Source organism: Thermococcus sp. LS1, assembly GCF_012027395.1.
In the GTDB taxonomy this organism is placed as follows: domain Archaea; phylum Methanobacteriota_B; class Thermococci; order Thermococcales; family Thermococcaceae; genus Thermococcus.
This window is the reverse complement of record NZ_SNUJ01000001.1, coordinates 114,476-130,806: the sequence shown is the minus strand read 5'-3', so window position 1 is coordinate 130,806 and position 16,331 is coordinate 114,476. Positions and strand designations below refer to the sequence as shown.

The 16,331-nt window shown below is 53.2% G+C and carries 20 protein-coding genes and 3 pseudogenes; 16 read left to right on the top strand and 7 right to left on the bottom strand.

The features are described 5' to 3' along the window. Positions 1 to 14 precede the first annotated feature (14 nt). The 3 pseudogenes from E3E26_RS11340 to E3E26_RS11330 all read right to left on the bottom strand — a co-directional run. Positions 15 to 1,202: pseudogene (locus tag E3E26_RS11340) on the bottom strand (helix-hairpin-helix domain-containing protein); the annotation flags it as partial. Positions 1,203 to 1,382: 180 nt separating this feature from the next. After that, positions 1,383 to 2,066: pseudogene (locus tag E3E26_RS11335) on the bottom strand (LAGLIDADG family homing endonuclease); the annotation flags it as partial. 345 nt (positions 2,067 to 2,411) lie between these two features. After that, positions 2,412 to 3,404, bottom strand: a pseudogene (locus tag E3E26_RS11330) (DEAD/DEAH box helicase); the annotation flags it as partial. Positions 3,405 to 3,542: 138 nt separating this feature from the next. Between E3E26_RS11330 and E3E26_RS00770 the strand changes: the two are divergent. After that, positions 3,543 to 3,788, top strand: coding sequence for an Lrp/AsnC family transcriptional regulator (locus E3E26_RS00770; protein ID WP_014789277.1), 246 nt, complete (start codon positions 3,543 to 3,545; stop codon positions 3,786 to 3,788). On the opposite strand, the gene E3E26_RS00765 is transcribed toward E3E26_RS00770, so the two are convergent. Continuing rightward, complete coding sequence (locus E3E26_RS00765) at positions 3,789 to 4,133, bottom strand: signal recognition particle protein Srp19 (RefSeq protein WP_167900064.1); 345 nt, start codon at positions 4,131 to 4,133, stop codon at positions 3,789 to 3,791. Positions 4,134 to 4,190: 57 nt separating this feature from the next. Between E3E26_RS00765 and E3E26_RS00760 the strand changes: the two genes are divergently transcribed. From E3E26_RS00760 to gltA, 4 genes are all read left to right on the top strand, one after another. Then, positions 4,191 to 4,829 carry a DUF257 family protein gene (locus E3E26_RS00760; RefSeq protein ID WP_167900063.1) on the top strand — a complete coding sequence of 213 codons (639 nt, stop codon included), beginning with the start codon at positions 4,191 to 4,193 and terminating at the stop codon, positions 4,827 to 4,829. After that, positions 4,810 to 5,571, top strand: a complete 762-nt coding sequence (locus E3E26_RS00755; RefSeq protein WP_167899500.1) for a tRNA (adenine-N1)-methyltransferase — start codon at positions 4,810 to 4,812, stop codon at positions 5,569 to 5,571. Before E3E26_RS00760 ends, E3E26_RS00755 begins: the two co-directional genes overlap by 20 nt. A gap of 222 nt (positions 5,572 to 5,793) precedes the next feature. Beyond that, complete coding sequence (locus tag E3E26_RS00750) at positions 5,794 to 6,660, top strand: sulfide/dihydroorotate dehydrogenase-like FAD/NAD-binding protein (protein ID WP_167899499.1); 867 nt, start codon at positions 5,794 to 5,796, stop codon at positions 6,658 to 6,660. Next, on the top strand, positions 6,660 to 8,111 hold the full coding sequence (gltA, locus tag E3E26_RS00745) for an NADPH-dependent glutamate synthase (RefSeq protein WP_167899498.1): 1,452 nt from the start codon (positions 6,660 to 6,662) through the stop codon (positions 8,109 to 8,111). Before E3E26_RS00750 ends, gltA begins: the two co-directional genes overlap by 1 nt. 249 nt (positions 8,112 to 8,360) lie before the next feature. Here the strand turns inward: gltA and E3E26_RS00740 are convergent, their stop codons facing one another. Together E3E26_RS00740 and gcvH are read right to left on the bottom strand one after the other, a co-directional pair. After that, on the bottom strand, positions 8,361 to 8,699 hold the full coding sequence (locus E3E26_RS00740; protein ID WP_167899497.1) for a hypothetical protein: 339 nt from the start codon (positions 8,697 to 8,699) through the stop codon (positions 8,361 to 8,363). Positions 8,700 to 8,776: 77 nt separating this feature from the next. Continuing rightward, positions 8,777 to 9,181, bottom strand: a complete 405-nt coding sequence (gene gcvH, locus E3E26_RS00735; RefSeq protein ID WP_167900062.1) for a glycine cleavage system protein GcvH — start codon at positions 9,179 to 9,181, stop codon at positions 8,777 to 8,779. A gap of 196 nt (positions 9,182 to 9,377) precedes the next feature. On the opposite strand from gcvH, the gene E3E26_RS00730 reads away from it, so the two are divergent. From E3E26_RS00730 to E3E26_RS00695, 8 genes are read left to right on the top strand one after another with little or no spacing between them, the layout of a single operon-like run. Continuing rightward, a complete protein-coding gene (locus tag E3E26_RS00730; protein WP_167899496.1) occupies positions 9,378 to 9,983 on the top strand; it encodes a monovalent cation/H+ antiporter subunit E in 606 nt (201 codons plus the stop codon). Beyond that, positions 9,959 to 10,231 (top strand): monovalent cation/H+ antiporter complex subunit F, encoded by a 273-nt coding sequence (locus tag E3E26_RS00725; protein WP_167899495.1) that lies wholly within the window; start codon positions 9,959 to 9,961, stop codon positions 10,229 to 10,231. Before E3E26_RS00730 ends, E3E26_RS00725 begins: the two co-directional genes overlap by 25 nt. Further along, positions 10,224 to 10,538 carry a monovalent cation/H(+) antiporter subunit G gene (gene mnhG, locus E3E26_RS00720; protein ID WP_167899494.1) on the top strand — a complete coding sequence of 105 codons (315 nt, stop codon included), beginning with the start codon at positions 10,224 to 10,226 and terminating at the stop codon, positions 10,536 to 10,538. Before E3E26_RS00725 ends, mnhG begins: the two co-directional genes overlap by 8 nt. After that, positions 10,519 to 10,749, top strand: coding sequence for a hydrogenase subunit MbhD domain-containing protein (locus E3E26_RS00715; protein ID WP_167899493.1), 231 nt, complete (start codon positions 10,519 to 10,521; stop codon positions 10,747 to 10,749). The genes mnhG and E3E26_RS00715 overlap by 20 nt, the downstream gene beginning before the upstream one ends. Further along, positions 10,746 to 10,988 (top strand): hypothetical protein, encoded by a 243-nt coding sequence (locus E3E26_RS00710; protein WP_167899492.1) that lies wholly within the window; start codon positions 10,746 to 10,748, stop codon positions 10,986 to 10,988. Before E3E26_RS00715 ends, E3E26_RS00710 begins: the two co-directional genes overlap by 4 nt. After that, a complete protein-coding gene (locus E3E26_RS00705; protein ID WP_167899491.1) occupies positions 10,985 to 11,386 on the top strand; it encodes a Na(+)/H(+) antiporter subunit B in 402 nt (133 codons plus the stop codon). Before E3E26_RS00710 ends, E3E26_RS00705 begins: the two co-directional genes overlap by 4 nt. Beyond that, positions 11,379 to 11,669, top strand: coding sequence for a cation:proton antiporter subunit C (locus tag E3E26_RS00700; RefSeq protein ID WP_167899490.1), 291 nt, complete (start codon positions 11,379 to 11,381; stop codon positions 11,667 to 11,669). Before E3E26_RS00705 ends, E3E26_RS00700 begins: the two co-directional genes overlap by 8 nt. Then, positions 11,666 to 13,168, top strand: a complete 1,503-nt coding sequence (locus tag E3E26_RS00695; protein ID WP_167899489.1) for a proton-conducting transporter membrane subunit — start codon at positions 11,666 to 11,668, stop codon at positions 13,166 to 13,168. Before E3E26_RS00700 ends, E3E26_RS00695 begins: the two co-directional genes overlap by 4 nt. Here the strand turns inward: E3E26_RS00695 and E3E26_RS00690 are convergent. Then, positions 13,151 to 13,558, bottom strand: coding sequence for an ACT domain-containing protein (locus E3E26_RS00690; RefSeq protein WP_167899488.1), 408 nt, complete (start codon positions 13,556 to 13,558; stop codon positions 13,151 to 13,153). The genes E3E26_RS00695 and E3E26_RS00690 overlap by 18 nt on opposite strands. A 77-nt stretch (positions 13,559 to 13,635) precedes the next feature. On the opposite strand from E3E26_RS00690, the gene E3E26_RS00685 reads away from it, so the two are divergent. The 3 genes from E3E26_RS00685 (at position 13,636) to speE (ending at position 16,324) form a co-directional block, all read left to right on the top strand. Next, positions 13,636 to 14,784, top strand: coding sequence for a cation:proton antiporter (locus E3E26_RS00685; protein ID WP_167899487.1), 1,149 nt, complete (start codon positions 13,636 to 13,638; stop codon positions 14,782 to 14,784). A 165-nt stretch (positions 14,785 to 14,949) separates the two neighbouring features. Then, positions 14,950 to 15,423 (top strand): pyruvoyl-dependent arginine decarboxylase, encoded by a 474-nt coding sequence (locus tag E3E26_RS00680; protein ID WP_167899486.1) that lies wholly within the window; start codon positions 14,950 to 14,952, stop codon positions 15,421 to 15,423. 52 nt (positions 15,424 to 15,475) lie between these two features. Continuing rightward, positions 15,476 to 16,324: a polyamine aminopropyltransferase gene (gene speE / locus E3E26_RS00675; RefSeq protein WP_167899485.1), complete on the top strand. Its 849-nt coding sequence runs from the start codon at positions 15,476 to 15,478 to the stop codon at positions 16,322 to 16,324. Positions 16,325 to 16,331 lie beyond the last annotated feature (7 nt).

The following is a 16,331-nucleotide window of genomic DNA, read 5'->3' as shown; positions in this document are numbered from 1 at the left end:
AAAATTTAATCCGCTCACTTCAGGAAGTCATCCAGGGTTCCCTTTCTCCTCTTTCTGTTTTCTTCGGTGCTCTTCTTCGAGGCTTTCGGGAGTTCGACGCCAAAGTGCCTGAACAATCCCTCTACGACCTTTAAGCCTATGCCCTCAACTGCCAGAAGCTCGCTCACTTTGGCTCTCATGATGTCCTCCGTTGTTCTAAAGCCGGCGTTGTAAAGCGCCCTCGCCCTCTTCCTTCCGATGTTGGGCAGTCTGACCAGCTCAAGAAGCTCCTCCCTGACGCCGTGCCTGAGCCTTAGATGCAGGTCGCGGAGGTAGTCCAGAACGTCTTTCTTTGGCTCGAACAGCTTGTAGAGCTCGATGAGCGAGTACATCAGCCAGTCGGCGAGCTCAAGGATTCTGTAAAGGTCACCGGGATCGATGTTGTATGTATCATAGATTCTCGTCTCGGGCACCTCGTTTATCCAGTCGAGGAGAATCTTGGCTGTTTTGACCTCGTTGAGAAAGCTCTGGAACCTGTAGTCCTCCCAGTAGGGGATGTTGACGTAGAGCTTCTCCTCCATCTCGTAGGCCATGTCAAGATAGTCCTCCATTTCCTTCCTGCGCGCGTTCAGTGTGCCCATGTCGGGCGTTGAAGCTATGAGCTGGAAGATTCCGAAAGGATTGGGGTTCTTTTCGAGCTTCGGGAAGGCGTCCTTGAACTTCTTGGCGGTAAGCGGGTCTATGTAGAGCTGGGAAGTCCTCCTGCCGAAGGGAAGGGCTATGAAGCGATCCTCAATGTCCATGTCTATGAACTCGTTCTCAATGAGGAAGTAGACTATCTCCTTGGCCTTCCACTCTAACTGAGACGTGTCGCTCCTTTGGTAGAAGTAGAAGGTCTTTTCGAGGAAGTTTATGAGTTCCCGGAAGTTTTCCACCCCGAAGTTGGTTATTAGGGCTAGAATCTGCCCCCTGAAGGCGGACTCATTGGCGAGCATGGAGAACAGCTTTTCAGGCTTTCCGAAGACGTATCTGTCCATCATCTTCTTGGGATCCTCGGTTCTCGCGACGATTATAGCCTCTCCAACCTTGTCGTACTTCGGCCTTCCCGCGCGCCCCATCATCTGCTGTATCTCGAGAACTGGGATGTCAACCCAGCCGAAGTTGGAGTAGCGCTTGGTGTCTCTTATGATAACGCGGAAGGCGGGGAGGTTTATCCCGGCGGAGTTGTGAACTATGAAGCCGACACTGTAGCTTTCGTCCCCCTCAACCTCAAGGTTGTAGACCTCGCCCTCGTAGAACTCCTCTTCAATGGAGCGGACTTTGAACAGGAGGTAGCCATTCCATATCATGTTTACGTTGTATGTCCTGTTGCCCTTCGGCGGAACCTCAAGACCGATTTCATCGAGCAAGGAATAGTAAGACTTCCCGCTTACTTTGACCTCGTACACGGGCTTTCTGGTCTTGCCAAGGCCCGGGCTTCTAACGCTCTTCTGAACCGAGGAGACGTAGCCCAGAGATGCTATGAGGAGCTGGAGCTGATAGGCCAAGGTCGGTGAAACGGTTGTATAACTTATGTAGTTCACCCTGTTTGCACCGTTCCTTCTGACGTAGCCGTCTCCCTCAATCAGCCCCCTTAGCAGCCCGAGCCGAATCTCGCGGCTTCTGTTGAGGAACAGAACTTCTGGCAGGTGCTTTTCATGGGCCTTACTCCCCACGTTCTCCCTGAGCCACTCGGCGAACCTCTTGTTGCAGAAGCGGACGGTTCTCCTGTTCCTCTGGTGGTCGGTTACGACGACGTTTGCGCGGGGAAAGTATTTTTTGATTGTCTCAATGAGGAACTCTGTCAGTTCTTCCTCGTGGGAGCCAATTGCAAACTGAATCACGCCGGTCTTAGTCGCGGAGCCCTCTGCAATCCACAGGCCGATTAGCCTCGCTGTCTCAAAGTTCAGAGGCAGGAACTCGGGCGTTCTACTGAGTGAAGGATGAAGTCTCTTGGTCTTCCCGAACTGGTTGGCAACATAGGTCTCCTTCCTTAGGGGAATCTTGTTGGCATCAACATTGGTCTCTGGGATTGGCTGAAGGAGCATGTACGAAATCTTCTCGTCCTTATTGTTCTCCACAAGCTCTTTGAGCTCCTGAGCAGTCATCCACTCCGGCCCTTCAAACTCCCACCATATAACCTGTGTGCCATCGGAGTAGTGGGACTTGTGGCGAATCCTCTTCACGACCCACACCATATGCTCGGGAGTCACCCTAACTGGAACCGTTCCTCTAGCCTTTATTATCAGCATCTTACCATTGTGAGGTCTTTTTAATGGTGTTATGACCTTTTTAAACCTGCCTTTGTGGGTTAGCACTTCGTCTCCGACTGTAAGCTCAGAGACCTTTTTGACACCGGTTTTTGTAATTACGTAGGTGTCGGGATGCATACACAAAGTCGGAGTAGCCGTTATTATCTTGATCAAGCCCTCTCTGAAGGCATCTTCTATCATCGTCCTTTCAGTTCTGCTCAAGCCGGCGTGGTGAAAGGCCACACCACCCCTCAAAGCCTTCTTGAGCTTCTCATTGGTGGGGTTGCTCTCAAGGGAATCAGCAAGCTCTTTGAGCCCTCTTTGCTCCGGCTTAGTCAGAAGCCTCGCTATCTTCGGGGCCAGGCTCACGGCTTCCTTCTCAGCGGAACGCCTTGTGTTGACGAAGACGAGGGCCTGCTTACCTCTTTTAACGGCGTCAATAGCCAAAGAGTTCCAGTTGGCTGGATACCTATCTATCTTCCCGTCCTCCCAGAAGAGTTCACCCTGTGCAAAAACTCCCTTTCTGAGCTGAACCGGCCGCCAGTCGCTCATGACGAGCTCGGCGTTGAGCCATTCGGCCAGTTCTTCAGCGTTTCCGACGGTGGCGCTCAGGGCCAGAATCTGAGCCCTGCCGAGCATATGGCTTAGAATCATCTCAAGCGTCGCTCCTCTGTCGTAAGAGCCTATGAGATGGACTTCATCCGCCACGACGAGCTTAACATCCTTAATCCAGCTCGAGCCGTGCCTCAAAAGCGAATCAAACTTTTCGGCAGTCGCGACGATTATGTCATACCTCCCGAGCCACTCGTCTGTGGAGTCGTAATCGCCGGTTGTGGCCGCAACGCGGAGGCCGAGGACTTCCCACTCCTTAAATTCACGGTACTTCTCCTCGGCCAGGGCCTTAAGGGGGACGAGATAGACTGCTTTACCCCCCTCACGCAGGAGTTTGTTAACCATCACTATCTCGGAAACGAGGGTCTTTCCGCTAGCCGTTGGAATGGCCAGGACTAGGTTTTTCCCTTCCAGCACTCCACTCCTCAGGGCTTCCGCCTGGGGAGGATAGAGCTCCTCTATGCCCCTTTCCAGGATGATCCTTTTTATCCTCTCGTCAACGGGAAGCTCTTCAACCCTCATGGTCAACCAGAAAAAATCGGCGGGGCGCTTTATAGGTTTTTGGTTTTAGCGGGAGAGCCTATCACTCGGCCCCTACGAAAAGCTTAAATGAGATGGTCGGCTAAATAAAAACGTAAAGCCTTTCCGCGGTGGTGAAAAATGGTTAGGTCGTACGTTTTATTGACAGTTGAGATTGGAAAAGTCGAGAGCGTCATAGAGGCCCTCAAGCAGATTCCTGGAGTTACCAAGGCCGACGCAGTTACGGGCCCCTATGATGCCATAGTTCATATAGAGGCCAAGGACCTCGGCGAGCTGACCAGAAAGATACTCCACGACATACACAACATCGATGGCGTCATCGACACTACCACTGCAATAGTCGTAGAAATGGAAGAGGAGGAGTGATTACCTCTTTTTCCTCTTGGATTTGGACTTCTTGTCTTTGGCCTTAGCCCGGGTTTTTCTGATTTCCCTGATCTTCTGACCTATCATCTTCAGGCTCTTGCCCTTGGGGTGCTTGCTCTCTATCCTGACCATGCCACGCCTTCTGTACTCCTCGTCGAGGCCGGCTAACCTTGGATTCAGCTTGTTCTCATCCAATTCGACAACTTTCATCCCGAGGCTCTCGGCTGCATCGACGATTTCCTGAATCGTTGGCCCATCAACGGCAAATTCCTTTCCAACGGTCCGCCCGTATCGCCTGCTGAGCCTTGCATCGAGCTCGTTGGGCCACACTACGAACTTTCTCATCTCTCCCACCTAAAAGGTTTAAAAGAGGAGCGGTTAAAAACCCTTTTGGTGAGCTGTATGGACACTTCCGTCTTTGAGAAACATCTCTTTGGGAAGGCCAACAGAGGAGACATGATTCTTGTGGAGTATCCATCAACATATCCTATAGAGGAGTTCTCGTGGAGCTTCCTGATTCCGGCACTTGTTGAGAGGGGTGGGGTTGTTATAGGCGACTTCTTTGGTATCGGTGATCTTATGTTCCGGAACTACACCCGCAAGGTGTCTGGTAAGGAGTACTCAAAGATAATCGAGCTCATCAAGGAAATCAAGATTGTCAAGATAGGCCCGGGTTCGGCCAGCTACGGTGAGGTGATAGAGGAAGTCGTGCCTGCCTATGACTCTCACAGCTTCCTGAAGAACTACCACACGGTCGTTAACAGGATGACGCACTGCCCCACCAAGCCGGAGTACTTCGTAACCTTTGGGCTGGCCCACTACGTCCACTTTGGGGGAGATGAGGCTGTGAAGGCAATACTCACGGGCATCAGCACCATTCCCCTGGAAGAGTGGGTTGGAATCCATTTCATCAACGTCGACATTTTAAGCAGGGAACACGTAGCGATGCTCGAGGAGATGGCCTCGATGGTTTTCTACATATCAAAAGATGGCCTGATAGTAAAGAAGGGCGGTGAGGCGTTTGATTCGGGAGGGGGATAAGGTACTGCTGATAGACAGGAGGGGGAAGAGGTACCTTGTAACGGTCTCAAATAGGGAGTTCCACACGGATTTGGGTATAATCAACCTTGGGGAGCTTCTCGATAAGAGCTATGGAGACACCCTGACCAGCCACAAGGGTGAGGAGTTCAAGATACTGAAGCCTGACATCAACGACATAATAGCCAAAATGAAACGAGGACCCCAGATAGTGCACCCCAAGGACGCGGGAATAATCATCGCCTACGCCGGAATCTCGCCGGGAGATACGGTTATAGAGGCTGGTGTCGGCAGTGGAGCGCTGACGATTTTCCTCGCGAACATCGTTGGCCCGGCCGGCAGGGTTATCAGCTACGAGGTAAGGGAAGACTTCGCCAGGATAGCGCAGAAGAACGTCGAGCTAGCCGGTTTCTCTGACAGGGTCACGATAAAGCTCAAGAACATCTACGAGGGCATCGATGAGGACTACGCCGACCACATCGTCCTCGACCTTCCACAGCCCGAGAATGTTCTCCCGCATGCCGTTGAAGTCCTCAGGCCCGGTGGTTACTTTGTTGCCTACACGCCGTGCATGAACCAGGTTCATCGCTTCTTCCAGGCCCTCCAGGAGTACAGGGAGCACTTCTACAAACCGAGGGTTGTGGAGGTCCTTGTCAGGGAGCACGAGGTCAAGAAGGAGTGCATGAGACCAAAAACAACGATGCTGGCGCACACAGGATACATAACATTCCTTAGAAAGCTCTAAGGGCCTTTTCTCCTTTTCCAATATGCGTACAGTTTAAGCTCGTTTCTTGGACGTTCGAATTTTCAAACTTTGGGGGTATAATCGAGTCATTTTGGCATTTCGGACTCGTTCTTCGAAATTCTTTTTCACTTTTAAACCTTTGGTTGACAACATATTTATAAACACTTTATATTGCAAACCTTTAGATGCCCAAGTTTGACCACGTGTACGGAGGTGTTCATTGTGTATAAAATCCTCGAGAAAAAGGAGATTGCCATGCGGAACACCTGGTATAAGGTTCACGCCCCCCATGTGGCCAGAAAGGTTCAGCCGGGGCAGTTCGTAATCGTTAGGGCCTTCGAGAACGGTGAGAGAATCCCCCTCACCCCCGTCATGTGGGATCGCGAAAAGGGCTGGATAGTCCTCGTGGTCTTCACTAGGGGAAGAACCACCATGAGAATGGCCGTTGAGCTCAAGGAAGGTGATGAGATACTCAACATTGCCGGTCCGCTTGGAAATCCCGTTCCGATGAAGAAGTTTGGGAAGATCCTCGCAATTGGGGCCTACACCGGAATAGTAGAGGTCTTCCCGATAGCAAAGGCTTGGCAGGAGCTTGGAAACGACGTTACGACCCTTAACGTTACCTTTGAACCGATGGTAGTTCTCAAAGGGGAGCTTGAGAAGGCAGTTTCAAGGCACCTAGTTGAGCCCGTTCCAATAGACCCGAACCTCGACTTCCCGGCGAACATGAGGAACGTCACCAAGAGGCTCATCGAGAAGGTCCGTGCGCTTCTTGAGAGCGAGGAGTGGGATCTCGTCTTCATGGTCGGCCCGGCGGGCGACCAGAGAGCGGTTTTCAACGTCGTTAAGGAGTTTGGAGTCCCAATGAAGGTCGACCTTCACCCAATCATGGTCGACGGAACCGGAATGTGCGGAGCCTGCCGAGTCACCGTTGGCGGCGAGGTTAAGTTTGCCTGTATAGATGGTCCGGAGTTCGATGCCTACCAGGTCGCGTGGGACGAGCTCATAGCGAGGAGCGGTTATTACACTGATCTGGAGGCGAGGGCCATGCAGGAGTACATGAAGGCTCTCCAGGGAGGTGAGCAGTGATGGCGGTTAAGAGAAAGCTCATTAAGGAGCGCGTTCCGACCCCGGAGAGGCCGCCGGAGGAGCGCATTAGGGATTTCGCCGAGGTCAATCTCGGATATACCTTCGAGCTGGCTGTTAAGGAGGCCGAGCGCTGCCTTCAGTGTCCATACAACTACGCGCCCTGTATCAAGGGCTGTCCCGTTCACATCGACATTCCGGGCTTTATAAGCAAGCTCGTTGAGTACCGCGACAACCCTGACAAGGCCGTTAAGGAGGCCCTCAACGTCATCTGGGCCTGCAACTCCCTGCCGGCGACCACCGGTCGTGTCTGCCCTCAGGAGGATCAGTGTGAGATGAACTGTGTTATGGGCAAGGTTGGTGACAAGATAAACATTGGCAAGCTCGAGAGGTTTGTCGCCGACTACGCGAGGGAGCACGGCATAGACGAGGAGCTTCTCTTTGAGATAGTACCCAAGATCGAGAAGAAGGGCCAGAAGGTTGCAATCATCGGAGCCGGTCCGGCCGGACTTACCGCCGCTGGCGAGCTGGCCAAGCTCGGCTACGACGTCACAATCTACGAGGCTCTCCACGAGGCCGGCGGAGTCCTCATGTATGGCATTCCAGAGTTCAGGCTGCCTAAGGAGATAGTCCAGAGCGAGATTGAAAAGCTCAAGAAGCTCGGTGTGAAAATCCTGACTGACCACATCGTCGGAAAGACCGTCACCATGGAAGAGCTGCTCGAGGAGTACGACGCCGTCTTCATTGGCTCAGGAGCTGGAACGCCGAGGTTCATCAACGCCCCAGGAATTAACCTCAACGGCATCTACTCGGCCAACGAGTTCCTGACCAGGGTCAACCTCATGAAGGCCTACAAGTTCCCGGAGTACGACACGCCCGTCAAAGTCGGCAAGCGCGTTATAGTTATTGGTGCCGGAAACACCGGAATGGACGCAGCGAGGAGCGCGAGGCGCTTCGGCGCCGAGGTCATCATCGCCTACCGCCGCGGTCCAGAGGATGTAAGCGCCCGTGTCGAGGAGGTCGAGCACGCCAAGGAGGAGGGCATCAAGTTCGAGTTCTTCCTCAACCCGGTCGAGTTCATAGGCGATGGCAGGGGCAACCTCAAGGCGGTTAAGTTCGAAAAGATGAAGCCGCTCGACGAGAAAGACAGCAGGGGCAAGAGGAAGATAGTCGGCACCGGCGAATACGTAACTCTCGAGGCTGACACGGTCATCATAGCCATAGGCAAGCACCCGAACAGGCTCATCGTCAACACGCCCGGCCTGAAGGTCGAGCGCGGTAAGATAGTCGTCGACGAGAACCTCATGACGAGCATTCCGGGAGTCTTCGCCGGCGGTGACGCGATAAGGGGCGAGGCAACGGTTATCCTCGCTATGGGTGACGGAAGGAGGGCCGCCAAGGCCATCCATGAGTATCTGACGAAGAAGAGGGAAGAGCAGAGAGAGAACGCCTGAGCTCTTTTCTCTGTTCTTCTCAACTTTCCTCTTACAACTACTGCCCCAGAAGTTGCGGCACCTTTATCAATTCCCTGGCGAATGAAACTCTGGCGATGACGAACTCCGGAGTGGCTGAATCGGGCATGCCATGATGAAGGGCATACTGGCCGAGCCGTCAGCCTTTTAACCCCTTGAAAAGAGGAAGAAACGAGCGATGAAGACCTCTAGGGTATCTGAGAAAAAGATGATGATGGTCAAAGCCTGAGCTCACTCCTCCATCTCCTCGATTTCCTCCAGTATCTCCTCGAACTTCTTGAAGTCCTCACTCTTTGCCAGGAGTGTAACGAACTCGTCTATTTCCTTCTTCTCCAAGAACGCCCCGGCCAGAAGCTTGCCCGTATAGCGGTTGTTCTTTATTTCCCAGAACATGTAGAACTCGGGGAAGTTTTCCTTGATCTTCCGGTAAGCAACGCCGTACTTGGAGTCCTTCAGCGGGTTCTGCTCGAGGTAGAAGTGGCCGGGCTCGAGCGCTATCATGTGAAGAATAGCGCCGCGTTTCGTCTTCACGAGTCTAACCTTAACGTCCCATTCCTTCAGAACCTTCATGGGGGATCACCGAAGAGAATAGGGCTGTAAGATACTTAAGCGTTCCGAAGCGAAAGGGAGAGAAAAGTTGAGGGCAATCAAAGGGACTTGAGATACTCCGCGTAAGCCTCGGCGTCCATGAGCTCCTTGAGTTCATCGTCGAGGTTGCTCGGCTTGAGCTTGGCTATCCAGTTCTCGTAGGGGTCCTCGTTAAGAACCTCGGGGCTGTCCTCAAGCTCCTCGTTGACCTCGACAACCTCGCCGCTGACCGGAGCGTAGACCTCGGAAACAGCCTTGACGCTCTCGAGCTCACAGAGAACGTCGCCCTTGCTGACTTCTTTACCGACCTCAGGGAGCTCGACGTAGGCAAGGTCACCGAGCTCCTTCTGGGCGTAGTCGCTTATTCCGACGAGAACAGTACCGTCCTCAAGAACCTGGACCCACTCGTGGTCCTTTGTGTAGTAAAGGCCCTCCTTGACCTTGTATTCACCGACCTCAATCATAAGCATCACCAAATTCCTCTAAAACCGCTCGAGATTTAAACCTTTCCATGACGGAACCCTCTCATGGCCGGCCGAGAAGGGCTCTGGGCGCAAAAATTCCCTATTTTTGGGGAGTTCTCCGAACGGATTTCACATTTCTGGGCATTCTCTTTGCATCTGCAAAACCGTTATAACTTCCCGCGCCATAGATTACAACATGAGCCGCATCCCCTTCTACCTCAAAGAGAGGCTCGAGAACCTCCGAGAGAGGGTTCTCCATGAGAGGTTTGAGGCGTCGAAGCTCCCAGTCTGGGAGCGAATAGTCCTCACCTGGGCCGCCCTGCTGGCATTTTGGGTGGTCATCTCTGCTGATCTCGAGCCGAGGAACCTCTCTCTGGGCGCGGCAGTTACCCTGATAATAGCCTCTTTCATGAGGGACCTGCTGACCGAGGACATAAGGCGGAGCGGCCACGTTCTGGAGAAGCTTCTCTACTTTGCCTTCCTCTACCTTCCGCAGTACCTCATCATAATGGCCTTCAGGCTCATAGAGAGCAACCTCAAGGTGGCTAAAAACGTGATCTTCTTGGACATCCACCCTGGCATAGTCAAGATAAAGACCGATCTGCACTCCGACACGGGTGTTACCATCTTGGCAAACTCCATAACCCTGACGCCGGGAACTCTAACCCTTGACGTCAGCAAGAAGCTCGGGGAAACTTACCTTTACGTCCACTGGATAGACCTCGAAACGCTCAACCGTGAGAAGGCTGGAGAGAAGATAAAGGGGGATATCGAGGAATGGCTCAAGAAAGTCTTCTGGTGAGTACCTTCTACCTGCTGGTCTTTACGGCGATACTGATAACCTACCGCGTGGTTAGGGGACCGACCCTTCCTGACAGGATAGTGGGGCTCAACACGATAACGACGAAGGTGGTGATGATAATAGCCATTGTATCGGTCATCAGGGAGGAGTACTACCTGATAGACCTCGCCATAGTCCTGCTCATGGTGAACGCCGTTGGGGGGTTAATTCTGGCTAAATACCTGGAGAGGAGGGCTGCTCATGATTGAGACGATACTCCTCCTGTTCGGTGGGGCGGTTATGCTCTTTGGCGCTTTGGGGATACTCCGCTTCCCCGACGTTTACACCCGCCTCCACGCGGCAACGAAGTGCGACACAGGCGGCGCGATGAGCATAATCTTAGCGCTCGTCCTCATGATGAACGCTCCGGCTCTGGTGAGGCTGAAGTTTCTCGTGCTGGCCTTCCTGATAGCGATGATAAACCCCATGGTCTCCCACGCCATAGCGCGCGGGGCCTACAAGTACGGCGTAAAGCCCAAAGTAGTGGTGGACATGTATGCTTGGGACAATCCTTGATGTCGTCTTCGTGGCCATGATAATACTCGCAGTGGCTGTTGTTGAGGAAAAGAACCTGGTTAATGCAGTTGTTAAGTACTCCCTCCTCAGTCTGCTTTTCATCTTGGCTTTATTCGAGCTCAGAGCCCCCGATGTTGCCCTCTCGGCCATAGTCGTCGGCGCGATAGTCATCGGAATATTCCTCTTCACGATAGAGGAGGTGACGAGGTGAGGAAGGCCGCTCTCCTGATAACTCTCGCACTGGCTGTTGTCCTCCTTAACTTGGACTACTCCCACTCCTTTGGCGGAAGCTATGCCTACTACGTTGAGAACTGGGATGAAATAGGGATACCCAACCTGGTCTCGGCCATCTTAGCTGGCTGGAGAGCCTATGACAGTCTCGGGGAGGCGAGCCTGCTCTTCACCGCCGTCATTGGCTTCTACCTGCTCATTGGAGGGAAGAAGAAGTGAAGATGAGCATCGTCGTGAGGACGACCACGAAGCTCGTCAGCCCCTTCCTCGTAACCTACGCGGCTTACCTTATGCTCTACGGCCATCTCAGCCCGGGAGGGGGTTTCCAGGGCGGTGTAATCCTCGCAGTGGCGGTAATACTCCTAATCACATCCCACGGCTATAAAAAAGTTCGCAGGAAATTCAAGTTCAACTGGGCTGGACTGATAGAAAGCTCCGCCGGAGCGTTCCTCGTGCTCCTCGGCGTTGCTGGCCTTGCCTTCGGGGCGTTCTACGCGAACTTCCTTCCAACGGAAGGAGGCATAATAGTTCCCTTCAACGTCATCGTCGGCCTCGAGGTCGGTGCGGCGTTCACGTTCGTATTCTACATCCTGCTGAGGTGGGTGGAAAGTGATTAGCCCGGAGCAGGCGGGAGTAGTAATCATGCTCATCGGAACCTACGGCCTGATGGCCAAAAAGGAGCCGATAAAGCTAGTGCTCTCCATCAACGTCGTCTCCCTTGGCCTGGTTCTCTTCTTCGTGGGGCTGGCATATTTGCCGGGAAAGGACGTCCCCATAATGCCCACGGATCCCGTTGACCCGCTCCCAGCGACGCTTATGCTCACTACCCTTGTAGTTGATGTCGCGATAACTTCCCTAGCCTTGGCAATTATAATGCGCATGCGGAGGGACGGGCTGTGATTTCGCTGATGGTAGCGTTTCCACTCCTCTTCGCCTTCTTTATCGTCCTGCTGGACACGCTGAGGGCAAAAAAGCAAGTGATTCAGATTCCCTTCCTGCTCGGTGCCCTCCTCCCTGCCGCGGTTCTCTTTATGGGTATCCCGGAGGGGGAGATAGTCGGCGGCTGGAACCGGATAAGCGGCATAGAGGTCGGGATAAGCGAACTAAGCATGCCATTCATTGTAGGGGAGCTCATACTCTTCGCCTTTGCGGCACTTTACTCAATCTCCTACTTTGACTTCAGGGACAAGAAAACGCCCAAGGCTTTAGCTTTGCTCCTGCTTCTCCACGCTGGCCTTCTGGGAGCGTTCATAGCCAGAGACCTCTTTAACTTCTACATCTACATGGAGATTGCATCTGTCTCGGCCTTCGCGCTCATAACCTTCTCAGACGAGCCGAACTCGAGGAGAGCTGCCTTCAAGTACCTCATGCTCTCACTTCTGGCTTCCTACTTCTTCGTCTTCGCCATAGGGCTGATATATATGGAAACTGGCTATCTAAACCTCAGCCTTATATCCGAGAACGCCGTCCCCTCGAGGGAGCTGAACGCGGCCGTTGGGATAGCCTTTGCCTCGCTGCTCCTGAAGGCGGGCATCTTTCCGCTTCACTCATGGCTTCCGGATGCCCACTCGAGCGCTCCCACCCCGGTCAGCGCGGTTCTCTCGGGGGCGGTGGTTAAAGCTCCCGCCTACGGCTTGATCCTCATGTTCTCGGCCCTTCCTGTAGGGGGAACCCTAAGAACCATCGCCATGGGTACGGGAATCGCTTCTATCTTCTTCGGCATAGGCATGGCACTCCTCCAGAGGGACGCGAAGAGGCTGCTCGCTTACCACACAGTCTCCCAGATGGGCTATGTGCTCCTTGGGATAGCGAGCCTCAACTTCCTCGGGGCAGCATACTACGCGCTGGCCCATTCCCTCTTCAAGGGTGGCCTCTTCCTGAGCGTTGGTGCTCTGGGAAGAAAAACCCGGGAGCTCGGGAAGTTCGGCTACAGGAACGCGCCCCTCATGGCGCTTTCCGTGGTCGTGCTCAGTCTGGCTATAGGCGGCGTTTCTCCCTTCGTAGGCTCCTACGCGAAGGGCTTGATCTCTTCTGGCCTCGATGGGGCGTGGAAGTACGTCCTCTACGCCGGAAGCGTCGGCACGCTGGTTTCCTTCACAAAGCTCAACTACCACCTGCTGAAGGGCACCTCCGAGGACATTAAAGCAGTCTGGAAGTTTTCCTCCATCTTCCTCGCCCTTGTCACCTTAGGCTCTGGGCTGTATTTAGGAGCCGTCTTTGATCCAAAGGACATCGTATACATAGTCCTAGCCATGGTTCTGTTCTTCCTTCTGAAGGCAGCGGGTATTTTCGAGAAGAGAGTTCACGTCGGCTTTGGAGAAATAGGAAAGGAGGTAAACGTCCTCACGGCGATTTTTATACTGGCAACTCTGGTATCGGTCCTACTCCAGGGGGCGTAGGACTACTTCCTTAACTTCCTTCAGCACCTCAAGTTCCCCTCTCAGCCCCTCCAGCGTGCCGCTCATTCCGCTCACGTCTATGACCGCAACTATCCCGGCCAGCTCTATGCCTTCAAGCTCCTCGGACTCGCTGAAGAGTATGTTCGCTCCGTGCTTCCCGAAGAGACCGCTTATCTTCGCCAGAACACCGGGCTTGTCTTCGACAATAAGCTCGACTTCCACGAGCCTCTTCCCTGGCAGGGCTATCCTTTCCATGTGCACCTCGTTGAGGTCCGTGTCAATCTCCAGAAGGAAGTAGGCACCTTCGACAAGACCGAGCTCATAGGCGTAATCGAGGGGTATCTCAACCTTTCCGTTCTCCTTTATTCGAACTATCTCGTAATGCCTCATGGGTAAAGCTCTCATTTAATTGATAAAAGCCTTGCCCAGCGGAAACATTATTAACCCAGCCGCCATAGGAAACCAACATGGAAATCATAGGGTACGTCTTTGTAATCATAGCCTTTGCAAGGCTTCTAGCTGAAGGCTTCGAGAGACTGGGTTATCCTGGCTTCCTCGGTGAAATAACCGCAGGTATGATACTCAGCGCCATTCTGCTGGAGATGCCGAGAGATCAGATGCTTCTGATGGCCGAGCTTGGTCTCTTTTTCCTGATGATTTCGGCTGGTCTTGAGGTGACGCCGGAGGAGCTCCACTACGCCGGCAGGATAACCCTGCCCCTCTATGTGCTCACGTATATTGCAATGTTTGTGGTGACCCTGCCCTTCACGAACTGGACGATAAGTTCGGACAACGTCATTGCAGCGGCGATACTGTCAATAGCGTCCGCTCCAATAGTGCTCCGCCTAAAGCGCTTCTTTGGTGAGGATTTCCTTCATGTTGCCCTCTCATACGCGGTCATAAGTGAAGTCATGAGCCTCTTCATAGTCTATATAATGGTTAGAATACACGAAAGCCCCGGGAACTACACTCCCATTGTGACCAGCATCCTCAAGGATGCGGTCTTCATTGGCGGCATCATGTACATCAACTACATCATAGGCATAAAGCAGAAAGTCTATATCATAAGGTTCCTGAGGAGGCTTAAGAGCGACGAGGCTGTATTTGGCCTGTTCATGGTGTTTTCCACATCCCTAGCGTTCATCAGCGAGGAGATTGGTATGCACTTCAGCATAGGCGGTTTCCTGGCCGGTCTCATGATGCACAGCGACCTCGTCGGAACTAAGCAGTACGAGAGGCTCACCACTATCGTGAGCGGAGTTACCTACGGCATCTTCGCTCCCATATTCTTTGCCTGGCGTGGCTTGAACTTTGAGACTGAGCTTTCCCTCATCGTGCTGGAGTTCTTCGTCGTGGTCTACGTCGTCAGGCTTGTCCTGTCAGCGGCTGTGGTCCGACACAAGGACGTTTCAACGTCCATCGTTAGGGGCGCTGGAATAGCAAGCTTCGGCGTCCTTGGCCTTCTCGTGGGTGAAATCGGTTACGTCTCGGGTGTTTTAAGCGAACACATGTACGCCATGGCCTCCCTGGCAAGCGTCCTTGGAATATTCACCTCTGCAACTCTGGGCAGAGTGGTGAATCACTACATAGCAAAACCGCAGAAAACAGCCGGTTAATTCCTCAAACCTTGCTCTCCCTTATATTTTGCCTAGAAAAGATTTTTTGAAGTTCTTTCCAATATAGCGAAACGTTTTTAAGTCCCCCACAGATTAGCGAGTGAGCGAATCCTCGCTTTAACGTATAACCGTCTAATCCGTGAGAAAGGAAAGGAGGAAGCTGAGATGAGCTGGACGACCCCGAAAAGAGCCTTTATAGGTGCTGCCACCGCAGAAGGCGGGACTAAACTTAACGCCTTCGATAACGCTCTCCTCAAGCTGGGCATAGGCAACGTCAACCTCGTCAAGCTGAGCAGCGTCATACCTGCTCACATCGAGTGGATCGACGAAGTCCACGACGTGCCAATAGGAATGCTGCTTCCGACCGTCTATGCGCACATCGAGAGCGATGAGCCCGGGATGACCATCAGCGCCGCGCTTGGCATAGGCATCAGTGAGGGCAACGAGGGTGGACTAATCTACGAGTACGCCGGATACTGCACCAAGGAAGAGGCCGAGGAAATGGTCAGGAAGATGGTCGAGGAAGGCTTCCGCGTCAGAGGCTGGAAGCTGAAGGAGTTCAAGGTCGCCTCGGCCGAAATAACCGTCAGGGACAAGCCGGCTGCGGCCATAGCCGCTGTCGTAATGTTCCCCTACTGAGGGTTTAGTTTTTAAGCCCTTTCCCTTCTTCAGCTTTTAGAGGTGGAAACTTATGGGATTTAACGAGCAGGAGAATGCATTCATCGAGTGGTATCCGAGGGGCTACGGAGTGGGCTTCAAGGTTAAGGAGAGGCTCTTTGAGACCCAGACTAAGTATCAGAGGCTCGAGCTCTACGAAACCGAAGGTTTCGGCAAACTCCTTGTCCTCGACGGGACGGTTCAGCTCGTCGAGATAGGTGAGGAAAGCTACCACGAGCCCCTCGTCCACCCCGTCATGCTCGCTCACCCTAATCCGAGAAGGGTGCTCATCATAGGTGGCGGCGACGGAGGAACGCTGAGAGAAGTGCTGAGGCACAAGACTGTGGAAAAAGCCATCATGGTCGAGATAGACGAGATGGTCATAGAGGTCTCCAAGATCTACATGAACGTCGCGAGGGGCGCCTTCGAGGACCCGAGGGCGGAAGTTATAGTCGGCGACGGCGTTGAGTACCTCAAAAACACGGATGAGAAGTTTGACGTCATCATTGTTGACTCAACGGATCCCGTTGGACCGGCAAAGATGCTCTTCAGCGAGGGATTCTTCAGAAACGCCTACGAGAAGCTCAACGATAACGGTCTGTACATCACCCAGGCAGGCAGTGTGTACCTATTCACCAACGAGCTGCTCGACGCCTACAGGGATATGAAGAAGGTCTTCGACGAGGTTCACTACTTCAGCTTCCCTGTCATAGGCTACGCATCTCCATGGAGCTTCCTCGTCGGAGTCAAGGGAGATATCGACTTCAGAAAGGTTGACCTTCAGCGCGCGAAGGAGCTTAAGCTCTACTACTACGATCCGGAGAGGCACGAGACCCTCTTCCAGATGCCAAAGTATGTGAGGGGGCTTCTGGAGAAGGTCTAACCCTTCT